At 69.8% G+C, this 11,494-nt stretch carries 22 protein-coding genes; 9 read left to right on the top strand and 13 right to left on the bottom strand.

Annotated features, from left to right (window positions below; translation table 11 throughout):
* Positions 1–146: 146 nt before the first annotated feature.
* From AOK18_RS10350 to AOK18_RS10335, 4 genes are all read right to left on the bottom strand, one after another.
* Entirely contained in the window at positions 147–1,235 is a 1,089-nt protein-coding gene (locus AOK18_RS10350) for a tyrosine-type recombinase/integrase (protein WP_055694123.1), read from the bottom strand.
* On the bottom strand, positions 1,232–1,492 hold the full coding sequence (locus AOK18_RS32470) for a hypothetical protein (RefSeq protein WP_055694122.1): 261 nt from the start codon (positions 1,490–1,492) through the stop codon (positions 1,232–1,234). The genes AOK18_RS10350 and AOK18_RS32470 overlap by 4 nt, the downstream gene beginning before the upstream one ends.
* 34 nt (positions 1,493–1,526) lie before the next feature.
* The gene (locus AOK18_RS10340) at positions 1,527–1,919 is read right to left on the bottom strand and encodes a hypothetical protein (protein ID WP_055694121.1); all 393 of its coding nucleotides are present in this window, start codon (positions 1,917–1,919) and stop codon (positions 1,527–1,529) included.
* A 211-nt stretch (positions 1,920–2,130) separates the two neighbouring features.
* Entirely contained in the window at positions 2,131–2,400 is a 270-nt protein-coding gene (locus tag AOK18_RS10335; protein ID WP_157865069.1) for a hypothetical protein, read from the bottom strand.
* 231 nt (positions 2,401–2,631) lie between these two features.
* Between AOK18_RS10335 and AOK18_RS10330 the strand changes: the two genes are divergently transcribed.
* Genes AOK18_RS10330 through AOK18_RS10295 form a run of 8 tightly spaced genes read left to right on the top strand, consistent with a single transcriptional unit; the run spans position 2,632 to position 5,120 of the window.
* A complete protein-coding gene (locus tag AOK18_RS10330) occupies positions 2,632–3,231 on the top strand; it encodes a DUF262 domain-containing protein (protein WP_055694119.1) in 600 nt (199 codons plus the stop codon).
* Positions 3,228–3,449, top strand: a complete 222-nt coding sequence (locus tag AOK18_RS10325; protein WP_055694118.1) for a hypothetical protein — start codon at positions 3,228–3,230, stop codon at positions 3,447–3,449. The genes AOK18_RS10330 and AOK18_RS10325 overlap by 4 nt, the downstream gene beginning before the upstream one ends.
* On the top strand, positions 3,446–3,697 hold the full coding sequence (locus AOK18_RS10320) for a hypothetical protein (RefSeq protein ID WP_157865068.1): 252 nt from the start codon (positions 3,446–3,448) through the stop codon (positions 3,695–3,697). Before AOK18_RS10325 ends, AOK18_RS10320 begins: the two co-directional genes overlap by 4 nt.
* Before the next feature lie 11 nt (positions 3,698–3,708).
* Positions 3,709–3,984 (top strand): hypothetical protein, encoded by a 276-nt coding sequence (locus tag AOK18_RS10315; RefSeq protein ID WP_055694116.1) that lies wholly within the window; start codon positions 3,709–3,711, stop codon positions 3,982–3,984.
* Between the two features lie 11 nt (positions 3,985–3,995).
* Positions 3,996–4,253, top strand: coding sequence for a hypothetical protein (locus tag AOK18_RS10310; RefSeq protein ID WP_055694115.1), 258 nt, complete (start codon positions 3,996–3,998; stop codon positions 4,251–4,253).
* On the top strand, positions 4,250–4,453 hold the full coding sequence (locus tag AOK18_RS10305) for a hypothetical protein (RefSeq protein WP_157865067.1): 204 nt from the start codon (positions 4,250–4,252) through the stop codon (positions 4,451–4,453). The genes AOK18_RS10310 and AOK18_RS10305 overlap by 4 nt, the downstream gene beginning before the upstream one ends.
* Positions 4,454–4,464: 11 nt before the next feature.
* Positions 4,465–4,710, top strand: coding sequence for a hypothetical protein (locus tag AOK18_RS10300; protein ID WP_157865066.1), 246 nt, complete (start codon positions 4,465–4,467; stop codon positions 4,708–4,710).
* Positions 4,711–4,721: 11 nt separating this feature from the next.
* Positions 4,722–5,120: a hypothetical protein gene (locus AOK18_RS10295; RefSeq protein ID WP_055694112.1), complete on the top strand. Its 399-nt coding sequence runs from the start codon at positions 4,722–4,724 to the stop codon at positions 5,118–5,120.
* A 75-nt stretch (positions 5,121–5,195) separates the two neighbouring features.
* Here the strand turns inward: AOK18_RS10295 and dcd are convergent, their stop codons facing one another.
* Positions 5,196–5,780 (bottom strand): dCTP deaminase, encoded by a 585-nt coding sequence (gene dcd, locus AOK18_RS10290; protein ID WP_055694111.1) that lies wholly within the window; start codon positions 5,778–5,780, stop codon positions 5,196–5,198.
* 116 nt (positions 5,781–5,896) lie between these two features.
* On the opposite strand from dcd, the gene thyX reads away from it, so the two are divergent.
* Complete coding sequence (gene thyX, locus AOK18_RS10285) at positions 5,897–6,652, top strand: FAD-dependent thymidylate synthase (protein WP_055694110.1); 756 nt, start codon at positions 5,897–5,899, stop codon at positions 6,650–6,652.
* Positions 6,653–6,868: 216 nt separating this feature from the next.
* On the opposite strand, the gene AOK18_RS32950 is transcribed toward thyX, so the two are convergent.
* From AOK18_RS32950 to AOK18_RS10250, 8 genes are all read right to left on the bottom strand, one after another.
* The gene (locus AOK18_RS32950; protein WP_157865065.1) at positions 6,869–8,299 is read right to left on the bottom strand and encodes a hypothetical protein; all 1,431 of its coding nucleotides are present in this window, start codon (positions 8,297–8,299) and stop codon (positions 6,869–6,871) included.
* Positions 8,300–8,314: 15 nt separating this feature from the next.
* Positions 8,315–8,653: a putative phage holin gene (locus tag AOK18_RS10275; protein ID WP_240503126.1), complete on the bottom strand. Its 339-nt coding sequence runs from the start codon at positions 8,651–8,653 to the stop codon at positions 8,315–8,317.
* Between the two features lie 14 nt (positions 8,654–8,667).
* Positions 8,668–8,901 carry a DUF7620 family protein gene (locus tag AOK18_RS35340; RefSeq protein WP_420865591.1) on the bottom strand — a complete coding sequence of 78 codons (234 nt, stop codon included), beginning with the start codon at positions 8,899–8,901 and terminating at the stop codon, positions 8,668–8,670.
* On the bottom strand, positions 8,864–9,199 hold the full coding sequence (locus AOK18_RS10270) for a hypothetical protein (protein WP_055694107.1): 336 nt from the start codon (positions 9,197–9,199) through the stop codon (positions 8,864–8,866). The genes AOK18_RS35340 and AOK18_RS10270 overlap by 38 nt, the downstream gene beginning before the upstream one ends.
* 83 nt (positions 9,200–9,282) lie before the next feature.
* Positions 9,283–9,666, bottom strand: a complete 384-nt coding sequence (locus AOK18_RS10265; RefSeq protein WP_055694106.1) for a hypothetical protein — start codon at positions 9,664–9,666, stop codon at positions 9,283–9,285.
* 3 nt (positions 9,667–9,669) lie between these two features.
* Positions 9,670–10,641, bottom strand: coding sequence for a LysM peptidoglycan-binding domain-containing protein (locus AOK18_RS30605; RefSeq protein ID WP_079104941.1), 972 nt, complete (start codon positions 10,639–10,641; stop codon positions 9,670–9,672).
* Positions 10,638–11,042 carry a hypothetical protein gene (locus tag AOK18_RS10255; protein ID WP_055694105.1) on the bottom strand — a complete coding sequence of 135 codons (405 nt, stop codon included), beginning with the start codon at positions 11,040–11,042 and terminating at the stop codon, positions 10,638–10,640. The genes AOK18_RS30605 and AOK18_RS10255 overlap by 4 nt, the downstream gene beginning before the upstream one ends.
* A 162-nt stretch (positions 11,043–11,204) precedes the next feature.
* Positions 11,205–11,494: hypothetical protein (locus AOK18_RS10250; protein ID WP_055694104.1), on the bottom strand; the 290-nt coding region annotated here is incomplete at its 5' end.

Raw genomic sequence — 11,494 nt, 5'->3', positions numbered from 1 at the left:
GCGGAAACGTTCCGGGCGAGCGCCCGCGTGGACGACGGACCGGTCGTCATCGTCACCGCCGAACAGCTCCCCGACGGCTGGGAGGCGGGCCCGGCCGTACGCCAAGCCCTGCCCCTCTACCTGCGGGAGGCGCTGCCGAGCGGCGTCTAGACGAACCGGTCCACCAGGTGGTCGTACACCTTCACCGCGGCCGCCGCGTGCTTCGCCTTCCGCGCGGACGAGTCCCGGCGCCGGATGTAGCGCAGCGTCGTCTCGATCGCCGCGTGGTCGGCGTACTCCTGGATCTCCTCCACCGGAGTGTCCGCATCGTGCATGTGGGTCAGCTTCGAGGCCCGCAGGACGTGCGGCGTCAGGTCCCGGCCGCCCAGGACGCCGGCCTCTTTGCCAAGCCGGTTCAGGAGCCGGTCGACGGCGTGCCGGTCCATGGACCGGTCGTCGTCGTCCAGGAGCAGCGACCCGCTGGTGCGGTCGGCGGTGGCGACGTCGATGAGGTCGCACAGCCGCTCGGGGAGCGGCCAGACGCGGCCCTTTCCGCCCTTGCGGGAGAGGTCCAGCTTCCGCTGCCCGCCGATCGTCTTCAGGTGGTGCAGCTGGGCGGTGCAGCATTCGGTGACCCGGCCGGCGAGTGTGTAGATGAGGACGGGAACGAGGGCCTGCCGCGGCGTGGCGGCGGCGTTGACGACGGCCTGAAACTCGGGCACTTCGAGGATCGGGGTGGCGGTCGTCTCGTCGCGGGGGTCGACCCTGGGCCTGTCGTGCTTGGTGACCGGGGAGGCGATGACCTCCTTGGTCTTCCATGCCGCGTACTGGGTGAGGGCGGTAAGGACGGACAGGCGCCGGTTGATGGTCCGCGGCGCCTTGCCCTGTGCCTTCTGGGTCTTGGTCCAGGTCTCGATGATGCCGGGGGTGATGGCGCCGACGTGGAAGCGTTCGTGGCCGCCCAGTTCGCGGGCGACGTCGGCCCACAGGCACAGGTCGTCGGCGTAGGCCTGCTTGGAGGTGGTGGCGGGGACGGCTTCGGAGCCGAGCCAGGACGTGATGAGGAGGAAGGTGTCGCGGTCGCAGGCTTCGGCGAGGAGTTCGAGTCGGTAGCGGCGGGGGCCGAGGCGGCGGGTGCGGGGGTCGCGGCGGGCGACGGTGCCGAGGGTGTCGCGGAGCCAGTAGAGGGCTTGGTCGGCGGTGCCGGGCGCGGCGAGTTCGGCGCGAGGCCGGGCGGTAACGGCGTACTCGGTCAACGCACGCTCTCCAGGTTGCGGCTGATGTCCGCCATCAACCGATCGAAGACGACGCACCCCTCATCCTCAGTGGGTGCCTCGTCAAAGATGCGCTGGAGAAGGTCACCGAGACCTACCCGTGCCATCTCTCCGTAGGTGAGTGGGTACGGCAGCGGAGGGGTGAGGCTGCCGTAGCAGCGCGAGCAGTAGACACGGAGCGTCTCGCGGTCGTGCGCCAGCCGATTCGCTGGGTGCGTACAGATCAGGTCGCCCGTCATGATCCGAGTCTAGCCCTGTCGCACTTAACACACGTTATGCGCGTCGCCTGGAGCGATCCACAGAGATCAGCCCTCGCCGGACCGCGTCCGCCACGGACATGGTGTCGTCCTTCACCGCCACAGAGATCTGGTTGCCGATCCGTGCCTGCCCCGATGCGATGTTCGCGGACGGCAGCGGTGGAATGACCATCTGGAAGCCGGCGGCCAGATCCGCCAGCGCGGGAAGAGGCCCGTTCCTCAGCCGCATGATCCGGGCGGCGCACTCACGGCACGACGGCATTCCCTCGCGGGAGCGGCCGCACTCGAACTGGCCGCGCCGGTACGGGTGGACACTGGCCCGGTGCCCGCAGCGGGGACAGGAGCTGCCGTGACGGTTGTCGACGTAGCGGCGGGCGCGGTCGGCGTTCGGGTAGGGGCGGTGTCCCATGGGGGCCTCCAGGGCGTGAGGGCGATACGCCCACCGTCCCACGGCGGCGGCCCCGGGTTCCCCTTGAAGGGCTGATGCGGTTGTCAGAAGGAGCGAGCGGTCCAGGCCCATCTCCGCGCGCCGGCGCCTGTCACGGGAACGACTCTACCCGGAGCCCGCACCGGTCACCGGACGTCGGCCGATCTCAGGAACATTAACCAGAGCCAGGCGCTCAGTCCTCGTACGGATCGCCGGGCAGGCCCAGCACCGTCGCGAAGTAGTAGGCCTTCAAGTTCCTGTCCTCCCGACCGCCGACCAGGAAGAGTCGACCGCTGGACTCGATGACGATCTGCTCTTCACCGATCAGCTTGATCAGACCGGTGTACAGGCGGGGCCGACCGCTTCCGTCCTGGTCGTCCTCAATGAAGGTCACGTGCTGTTCGACGCGAAGCTCGGTGCCGGTGTAGTCGACGGAATCCATCTGGGGAGTCTGAAGGCTCATGCCCACCACAGTCCCACGGATGGTCAGACAGGGTCCCCTTGTTCGGGTTCGTCCTATGTGAGCTTATAGCGAACCTGACGCTCCGATCCCGCGCGCCATTCAGTGACGGAACGTCAGATTCTTCGTCAGGAGCGATTCTCTGCGCGGGCCCGATCGCGGGAAGGGTCCCGGTAACCCTCTTGTATGTTCAATGCTGGACATGTACAGTGATGGACATAGAGAGGAGCCGTCATGACCCGACAGACGCTCGCACCGCTCGACCACATCAGCCTCAACCCCTCGTTCCAGAGCGCCCGCTGGCTCGCCCGCCGCGTCAGCGAGGGAGAGATCACCCTGGACGCTCCCTACCAGCGCGGCACCGTATGGACCGAGGACCAGCGCGTCGCCCTCGTGCAGACGTGGCTGCGCGGACTGCCCGCCGGCGTCGTCATCCTGGCCGACCGCTGCAACGACGCCTGGATCGCCGCCAACCCCGACCGCATCCCGTACGAGACGGATGAGGCGCTGTGGGCGTGCGTGGACGGCAAGCAGCGCCTGACCACCGCCGTCATGTGGTTCGGCAGCGAGTTCGCCATCCCCGCCACCTGGCTCCCCACCGACCACGTCGACACCACGGAGGACACCGCCGACGGCCCCTACGTTCGGCACAGCGGCCTCACCCCGAAGGGGCAGCGCTTCATGGAGCGCTACTGCTCGCTGCTGGTGGCCGAGGCCAAAGACTGCGCGACCGAGGCGGACGAGGCGGCGTTCTACGTCCTGGTCAATGGTGGCGGCACCCCGCAGACCGAAACCGACATGGCCAACGCGGCCGACGTGGCGGCGCAGCGATGAGCGAGACGCGCGAGAAGCTGTCCCACCGCGCGGAGGAGCTGCGCGACCAGCGCGCCTCCGTCGCGGTGCAGCTCAAGGACGTGGCCGCCGAACTGTGGCGGGACGGCCTGGAGAACGTCCGAGAACTCGCACGGCTCACCGGCCTGTCCCGCACCACCTTGTACGCCGCCCTGCGTGAACGGGGCATCGAACCGACCGACCGCACCACCGAGAAGTGAGGACACCGAGCATGGCGATCACCCACTCCGACCGCATCAGCGGCACCATCTACGCCATCGCCACAAGCGCCGAGCACGCTTGCGAAATGGCTACCGACTACCTGCGCGACAAAACCGAAAGCTACGCCGTCTACGACCACCAGGCCGACGCCGACAAGGAGCTGCACAACCGGCACGGCTCCTACGACCTCGACCGGGACCGCGTGTACGCCGTCAGCCTCGACATCCGCATCGCCGACGAGAAGTGAGGGTACCGACCATGGCCATCTCCGCCGAGGACCAGGTCATCCACTACCTGAAGGACAAGATCGGGCTCGCCGAAGCCGATCGGCTCGTTGCCGAACTGAAGGAGCAGCAGAAGCACCGCCAGCAGGAGCGCCTGGTAGGGGACATCTACAGCGCGTTGAATGCGTTCCAGCAGACCGCTGACTGGCCGCAGCTTCGCCTCGCTCAGATGCGGCAGCACCTCGCCGAACACATTGCACGCGAACTGATGCCCGGCCCCACGACCGCCGACCGCGTCACCGAGACGTGAGGACACCGACCATGACCACCCCGAAGCCGACGAAGGCACAGGCCGCCGCGCTCACCCTGCTCGCCAAAGGTGGCGCCTACCGCAGCAGCCGCGCCTTCGCCGACAGCACCGTCCACGCAGACGGAGGACGCATCACCGGACCCACCGCCAACGCCCTGGTGCGCAACAAGTGGGCCGTATGGGGCCCGGAGGTCAGCCTGCGGAAACCGCTGCTGCTGACCGATGCCGGACGCGCCCACCTGCCCGCCGGCCGCAACACCGAGAAGTGAGGACACCGACCATGGACCTGGACCGCATCCGAGAGACCGTGAAGGTGGCCACTGCCGAGGCCGCCGAGATGAGCAACGCCAACGAGCCGCTGCCGCACGGCATTGCCGCGCTCGTGGACGATGCTCCCGCCCTCGTCGCAGAGCTGGACTCCCTGTTCCGCAGGCTCGGACCGCCCTCCTACCGCGCCACCGAGAAGTGAGGACACCGACCATGAGCGCGAGGAAGCCGTCGAAGCCGTGGCGCGTGACCATTACGGGCCCTGAGGTGGAGGCCACGTCTTCGTTCACCAGCGAGGAGAAGACCTACGCCTTCATCCGCGCCACTCTGGGCGGCGGCGGCCCTGCCGACACCGCGAAGATCGAGCAGTGGGAGGGCGGACGCTGGTGGCACTTCGAGACCGTCACCGTCGACGAGATCCGCGCCGCCCAGACCACCAGCCGCGACACCGAGAAGTGAGGACGCAGACTATGAGCGACGCTGGCATCGACCTCTGGAACGTGCAGAAGTTCGATCAAACACTGGGCGTGTACACCGCCCTCGCCGCCGCCAAAGCCCACGGCGAGCACATCATCCACGCCCACTACCGCGACCACATGGACCGCCGCCGGGTCCCCGAGACCCACCGGTCCATCGACTGGCGGGTGTCGTGCTGCGGCCACCTCTACGGCCCCGGCCGCTTCGACCACACCGCCTACCCCGAGACGCACAAGGAGGGGTGCTGGGGAACGGAACCGAAGGTGCTCTGCCTGCGCCCGTTCTGGGCCGTCAGCGGGAAGGCAGCAGGCACCGGGCACGTCAGCACCGACTGGGAGATCTGGCAGGGCACGGCCTACGACCGGTTCGAGCCGAGAATGATGTTCGCGTAGACCCATCGGTGGAATGACCGACCAGACGACGGTGCCCCGCCAGTCGAGTTGGCGGGGCACCGTCGTGTCCGCACCCTACCGGGCCGGGAGGACCGTCCGGTGGAAGCCCTGCCACGACCGGGACGCCGTCGGCCCCCGCTGCCCCTGATACCGCGACCCCCGCACCGCACTCCCATACGGATGCTCCGCCTCGGAACTCATCTGGATGACACAGAGCTGCCCGATCTTCATGCCCGGCCAGAGCAGCAGGGGCAAGGTCGCAGAATTGCTGAGCTCGAGCGTGACGTGCCCCTGGAAGCCGGGGTCGATGAACCCCGCCGTGGAGTGCGTGACCAGCCCCAACCTGCCCAGCGACGACTTCCCCTCCAACCGGGCCGCCAGGTCGTCGGCGAGGCGGACTTCCTCGAACGTGGAAGCCAGCACGAACTCCCCCGGATGCAACACGAACGCCTCCCCGGCCGCCGGGCGTACCAGACGGGTCAGGTCCGGCTGCTCCAGCGCGGGATCGATGTACGCGCAGCGGTGGTTCTCGAACACCCGGAACTGGTCGTCCAGGCGGACGTCGATGCTGGCGGGCTGGAGCATCGCCTCGTCGTACGGGCTGACACCAAGCCGCCCGCCGGCTATCGCCTCATTAATGTCACGGTCGGAGAGGAGCACACGGCGAGCGTATGACCGTCTCCGCGTCACCATCCCCCCGACTGGGCAGGGGGAACAGTCTGCCGCCGGGCCGGAACACTGAGAGGCACCGCCCTTCCCCGCGAACGGAGCCCCTCGTGCCCGCAGAGCCGACCTTCCGCAGCGACGTCACCGTGCAGCTCGTCAAGGCGTCCGCGTCCGACGCCGACGTCCTGTTCGCCGCCCGCGTCTCCACCCAAGGAGAACGGTCCATCGAGTCCCTCGTCACCTGGGACCAGTCGGTCACGGATGTCGAGCACCCGCAGGCGGCTCGGGATCGAGGTCTGATCAACTACCTGATGCGGGACCGACACGGCAGCCCTTGGGAGCATACGTCGATGACGTTCCTGATCAGCGCCCCCATCTTCGTGTTCCGCGAGTTCATGCGACACAGGGCCGGCTGGTCCTACAACGAGGAGTCCGGGCGCTACCGGGAGCTCCAGCCCGTCTTCTACGTCCCCGGCCCCGACCGGCGCCTGGTCCAGGAGGGGAAGCCCGGCCAGTACCGGTTCACCGCAGGCACCGAGGCGCAGCACGAGCTGACCGAGCGGGTCACGGTGAATGCCTACCGGCAGGCGTACGACGCGTATCAGGCGATGCTGGCCGCCGGGATCGCGCGGGAGGTGGCCCGGTCGGTGCTGCCGGTGGGCCTTTACTCGTCGATGTACGCCACCTGCAACGCGCGGTCGCTGATGCACTTCCTCGGGCTGCGCACTACCCACCCCGACGCCGCGACCAAAAGTTACCCGCAGCGGGAGATCGAGATGGTCGGCGAGGCCATGGAAGCCCAGTGGGCGAAGCTGATGCCCCTCACCCATGCCGCGTTCAACGCCAACGGGCGGATCGCCCCCTGATCAACGGCGGGCCTGCCGCTCCTCCAGCTCGCGGCGGCACAGCACGCACAAGGGGTTCCCGCCCAGCCCGTACCGGTGGCACGGCTGCTGACACGTCGCACACAGGCCCACCTGCGACGGTGCGCACTCCGGGGTAGGCGGCTTCGAACGGTCAGCGGTAGGGGCGGGGGTGCTCATGCCCGTCATCGTACGTCCGTGCGACACCTACCCCGAGCATCAGGTCGTCGTGTTGTCGACGATCAATCCGAGGCTGGCCAGTGCCGTCAGTAGCGACGCCAGGGCCGCGTTCCCGCCCCGGGAGCCGGCCACCGTCGGCCGTGCGACCGCCGCCGCGCCGTAGAAGCCGAGCGTGCTGCCGAGGTGCCGCAGCATCAGGGAGACGATCAGCGCGTCGTCGGTGGTCAGCTCGTTTGCCGCTGACCTGCGGAGGTTCGTGTCTCGTGCTGCGCCACCCGGACCCCACTCGATCCGGTCGGGCGTGACCCGGGCTCGGTCAAATGTCTCCGCGCCGACGTGCAGTCCGAGCAGCGCGTCACCTACGGCGGCTGTGTTGATGGTGAGGCTGCCCGACAGGGAGCCGCCCACCTTGTCGAACTTGCCCGTCTCCACCGCGCTGGTCCGGTTCTCCACCGCGGTGGTCCGGTTCTCCAGGCCGAACTGGCCGCCGACTCTGTTCTGAAGGTCGGTGACGTAGCCGTTCAGGGTGTTGCCGTCGGCGGCCGGGTAGGCGCCGATCGCGGCCGGGGTGACCGGGTCGGAGCCGCCGGCGGCGTGGCTGGTGGCGTGCGCGGTGGGGGTGCGGGCGTCCGTGAGGGTCGGGTCGGTGGAGCGGAGGGCGATGGTGGGGCCGGCGCCTGCTGCACCGAGCGGCGGCTGAGGTCCGGGTTCGCCCGGATCGCCTTGGTCGCCCTTGGGCCCGGGGTCGCCGCGGTCGCCCTTGTCGCCCTTCGGCCCCGGCTCCCCGGGGGCACCGTCTTGGCCTGCGGGTCCAGGTTCACCCTGATCCCCCTTGGGGCCGGGCTCCCCGGGCGCGCCGTCCTGCCCGGCAGGGCCGGGCTCTCCCGGGTCTCCCTTCGGACCAGTGGGCCCTTGGGGGCCGTCCGCGCCCGCGGGTCCCGGCTGGCCGTCGGTGCCAGCCGGTCCTGGTGCGCCGTCGTTCCCGGCTGGGCCCGGGGCCCCGTCGGCTCCCCGGGGTCCTGGCTCGCCCTGCGGGCCCGGTTCTCCCTGCGGCCCGGGAGCACCCGCGGGACCGGCCGGCCCTTCGGGTCCCGGCGGGCCGGGCGCGTAGACGACGCTGCCCTGCCCAGTGGGCGTATCCCCCAGGTCGACCCGCAGATCCCCCACCCACCACTCGCCCGACTCCGGGACCAGGACGTGCGTAATGATCGGTGCGCCGTCCCGCTTCCGACCCTCCTGCACCGCCCACAGTGTGTCCCCGGACGTCGACTCGATCAGCGTGTTCGGGGTGAGGTCCGCCGTCCACGCCCCGTCCTGCCCGGGTGTGATCGACACCGGACGGACCAGCTCCCCCTCCTGGGAGGGGACGTAGCCGACCGCCGGCGCGCCGGTCACGTCGACCAGCAGGGCCAGCATCTCCACCCGCCGCAGGTCCCCGCCCCCGAGGAGCTTGCCGTTCACCACAGTCATCGTTCGTACTCCAGTTCAGACGGAAGGCGGCGGGCCGGGCTGATCGTGCGGGGGACGGGTATTCAGGAGCGCGCCGCGGTGCTGGGCGGTGACCATCATGTGGATCCGCTGCATCACCAGCGCCGCTATCACGACCATCAGCACCGTCCGGGCCGTACGCAGCACCGACGCCACCATGCCGTCCGGCCAGATGGTGATGGCGATGGTGTACGCGCCCAGCGCGCCGATCGCGGCGGTGAAACCCATCAGGTGCCGGCCCACCGGAGTGGATCGCCACGGGGCGTGCAGGTGGTAGGCGATCACGAAAACGAGACTGGCAAGGGCGACGAGGCCCGAGGCTGCGAGGTTTGCCATCTGCGCCCATCCCATCAGTGTCGACCCCCCTCCATGGCGGACTTGAACAGCTCCGCGAAGTGATTCATCTGCCGCTCACGTGCCAGACGCGCGGCAAGGTGTGCGACGGCCTGCCGGTGCGCTTCCACCTCCCGGCGGGCCTGCTGGGCCCGGGACAGTGCCGACTTGGCTTCCCGGTGCCCAGCAGTCTCCGAGTGCTTCGGGGCGGGCTCAGGACGGCGGCGCAGCAACCGACTGATCCATCGCATCCCCGGGCACCTCCCCTCGTATGGCGCGCAGTACGTGGTCGGCGACACGCGCGAGTTCCACCAGTTCGCCGACTTGGTTCTGCGCGTCGATCCGCGCAGCCTCACTCTCTCGGTGCGCATCCCGCCACATGTCCCTTTCCTTCGCCAGTTCGGCGATGCGGGCGTCGCGGTCCTTGCGGACGTCCTCGAGGACGGCGCGTGAGACGAGATGGCCTTTGAGGATGAGCAGCACGATGAGGGTGACGATGGCCCCGGCCCCGCCCGGCAGTAGGACGGCGACGGCCGACAGGTCACTCACCGGACCGCTCCTCATGGGTGTGGGGGGATGGGGGCACGGGTGGCGTCGCTGCCAGTCGACGCCGCGCGTGCCGGGTGGTCATGTCAGACCGCGGTGGGGCCGCGTCGGGTGAGCGGGCTGGACTGCTCGATGCCGAGTTCCGGCACCGGGGCGGTCACCTCACGGCGCAGGAGTACGGTCACGGCGCCTTCGACGGCCAGCATCCACAGGGCCTGCTGTTCTGCGCTCATGTCCAGGCCGAAGCCGAGGAACAGGGCCAGGACACCCTGGGCGAGGTTCACGATGGCCGCGGCGGCGGCGCCGGTGCGCAGGACGATCGCCTCGATGAGGGCGACGGCGCAGAACAGGACGGCCATGATGACGGCCTGCTGTGCGGCGGTGACGTCCAGGCCGTACGCGGACGCCAGCTTCAGCGTGATCGCGATGAAGCCCAGGATGTAGACGGGCTCTCTCCCGAAGATCTTCACGGGTCAGGCTCCCTTGGTGAGGGTCGCGCGCAGCTGGGCGACCTCGGTGCGCAGCGCTTCGAGCTGCCGGATGATGTCGTCGGTGTTGTCGGCGGCACGCCTGCTGTGGGCGTAGCCGGAGCCGAGGGCGGTGTTCACGGTGATGCGGCCGTCTTGGAGGCCCTTGTCGGTGGGCCACTGCTTCTTCACCCAGTCGCCCAGGCTGATCTGGTCGGACAGCTTCACGTCGCCCTCCGGGAGCGTGGGAGCAGGGGCAGGGGCAGGCTGCGGCGGCGCGGGGGTGCTGGCGGCCTTGGGGATGGTGAGCTTCTGGCCCGGGGTGATCCGGTAGGGGGTCTTGATCCCGTTGGCCTGGGCGATGTCGGGCCAGGGCACGTTGAGGTCCTGGCCGATGGAGGAGAGGGTGTCGCCGGACTTCACGGTGTAGGTGCCGCCCGCCGCGGGCTTGGGCTCCGTCGTGCCGCCGCCGCTGGGGCGGGGTGCGCCGGCCTTGACCCAGGCGTAGACGGCGTCGCCGGGGCAGGCGGTGGCGTAGCCGTCGCGGTGGCCGCCGAGCCAGGTGCCCGCCGGGCCTTCCTTGCGGCAGTACTCGATGGCGTCCCGGGCCCCGTGCAGTTGGGCGTCGGTCGGCTTGGTCAGCCCGGACGAGCCGACCATCAGCAGCACCGCGTAGTCCTGCTCATTGAGGCTGGTCGAGCCGTTCGCGCTGTTGCGACGCTTGAGGCCGCGGCCCTCGTACACGTAGCCGTGCGTGCACACCAGGAAGCTGTAGCCCACGTCGGACCAGCCGTTGCCGTCCATGTGCTGCGCCTGGAGCTGGCGGACGTAGTCGTCGCACTTGTCGTGCGGGCGGTCGCTGTAGGCGGTTCCCAGGTAGTGCAACTTCACACCGCGGCGGGAGCCGCTGTACGGGGTGGCCCCGTTCGGGGTGCGGTAGGCGCGCGCACCCCACTGTGATCGGGAGACGAGCTTCACGATGAGCTCTCCTGCTGGGGAAGGGGCGTGACGCGCGGGACGCGGAGCTTGTCCCAGGCGGTCTCGTCGGGGGTGCCGGACACGTCGCCGGCTTCCTTGGGGCGCAGCGTGCGCTGCCAGGTGGCGAAGGCGTCGCGGTGGGCGGTCGTCCAGTCCGGGCCGAGGTGACGGCCGTCGGTACAGCCCTCGGCTTCGAGTCGGGCGGCCATCACGACGAAGACGGGCGAGTGGCGGCCGCCGTGGAAGAACTCGCGGCCCGGGTAGGGCTCGTACCGGGTGGCGTCGGTGGCCGTCTCGGTGACGGGCGTCGGCTCCACGACCGGAACCGCGGCCGCGTCCGTGGTGGGCTTGTGCTTCCGGGCAGCCGTCGGCCCGCCCTGCTCTGTGGTCGGCTCGGACATGACGCCCGGACTCCTGGATCTCCCCGCGCCCAGTGAATCGGTGGTGGCGGACCGCTGCGTGCGGCCGTCCCTCGGGGGGCAATGCTCAGGAGGGCGGAGGGTCGCCCTGTGATCCCAGAGTAGAGGCGGCCGGGACACCTGTTCCCCCCGGCCGCCCGGGGGTCAGGACATCTCGGGCTGCGGGTCCAGCTTCACCGCGGACAGGAAGGTGCGCCGCCGGTTGCACGGCCAGCACACGATGAGCGGCTGCCCACCGTTGGAGTACACCAGCGGCTCCGTGACCACCGTGTTCAGGTGCGGGCAGGGCTGGCCGCCGCCCATGTCCTGGGTGAGGCACACGTTGTCGATGGAGTACCAGGTGGCCGGCTCGAAGGTGAGAGGACTGCTGGGCAGTTCGGGTGCCGGGGGCGGTTCGTTCGGCTCCGGGGGTGCCGGGTCCGTGGGGGCCTCGG

This window comes from Streptomyces prasinopilosus (assembly GCF_001419695.1).
Taxonomy (GTDB): Bacteria; Actinomycetota; Actinomycetes; order Streptomycetales; family Streptomycetaceae; genus Streptomyces; species Streptomyces prasinopilosus.
This window is presented reverse-complemented; position numbering and strand designations above follow the sequence as displayed.

What these genes read in the sequence shown, in the direction of transcription:
- AOK18_RS10340 (WP_055694121.1), bottom strand. Translation starts at nt 1,919, where the DNA reads ATGGGACACCGCCCCTACCCGAACGCCGACCGCGCCCGCCGCTACGTC.
- AOK18_RS35340 (WP_420865591.1), bottom strand. Translation starts at nt 8,901, where the DNA reads ATGCGATGGATCAGTCGGTTGCTGCGCCGCCGTCCTGAGCCCGCCCCG.
- AOK18_RS10295 (WP_055694112.1), top strand. Translation starts at nt 4,722, where the DNA reads ATGAGCGACGCTGGCATCGACCTCTGGAACGTGCAGAAGTTCGATCAA.
- AOK18_RS10255 (WP_055694105.1), bottom strand. Translation starts at nt 11,042, where the DNA reads ATGTCCGAGCCGACCACAGAGCAGGGCGGGCCGACGGCTGCCCGGAAG.
- AOK18_RS10325 (WP_055694118.1), top strand. Translation starts at nt 3,228, where the DNA reads ATGAGCGAGACGCGCGAGAAGCTGTCCCACCGCGCGGAGGAGCTGCGC.
- AOK18_RS10330 (WP_055694119.1), top strand. Translation starts at nt 2,632, where the DNA reads ATGACCCGACAGACGCTCGCACCGCTCGACCACATCAGCCTCAACCCC.
- AOK18_RS32470 (WP_055694122.1), bottom strand. Translation starts at nt 1,492, where the DNA reads ATGACGGGCGACCTGATCTGTACGCACCCAGCGAATCGGCTGGCGCAC.
- AOK18_RS10275 (WP_240503126.1), bottom strand. Translation starts at nt 8,653, where the DNA reads ATGGCAAACCTCGCAGCCTCGGGCCTCGTCGCCCTTGCCAGTCTCGTT.
- AOK18_RS10310 (WP_055694115.1), top strand. Translation starts at nt 3,996, where the DNA reads ATGACCACCCCGAAGCCGACGAAGGCACAGGCCGCCGCGCTCACCCTG.
- AOK18_RS10300 (WP_157865066.1), top strand. Translation starts at nt 4,465, where the DNA reads ATGAGCGCGAGGAAGCCGTCGAAGCCGTGGCGCGTGACCATTACGGGC.
- AOK18_RS10315 (WP_055694116.1), top strand. Translation starts at nt 3,709, where the DNA reads ATGGCCATCTCCGCCGAGGACCAGGTCATCCACTACCTGAAGGACAAG.
- AOK18_RS10335 (WP_157865069.1), bottom strand. Translation starts at nt 2,400, where the DNA reads ATGAGCCTTCAGACTCCCCAGATGGATTCCGTCGACTACACCGGCACC.
- AOK18_RS32950 (WP_157865065.1), bottom strand. Translation starts at nt 8,299, where the DNA reads ATGACTGTGGTGAACGGCAAGCTCCTCGGGGGCGGGGACCTGCGGCGG.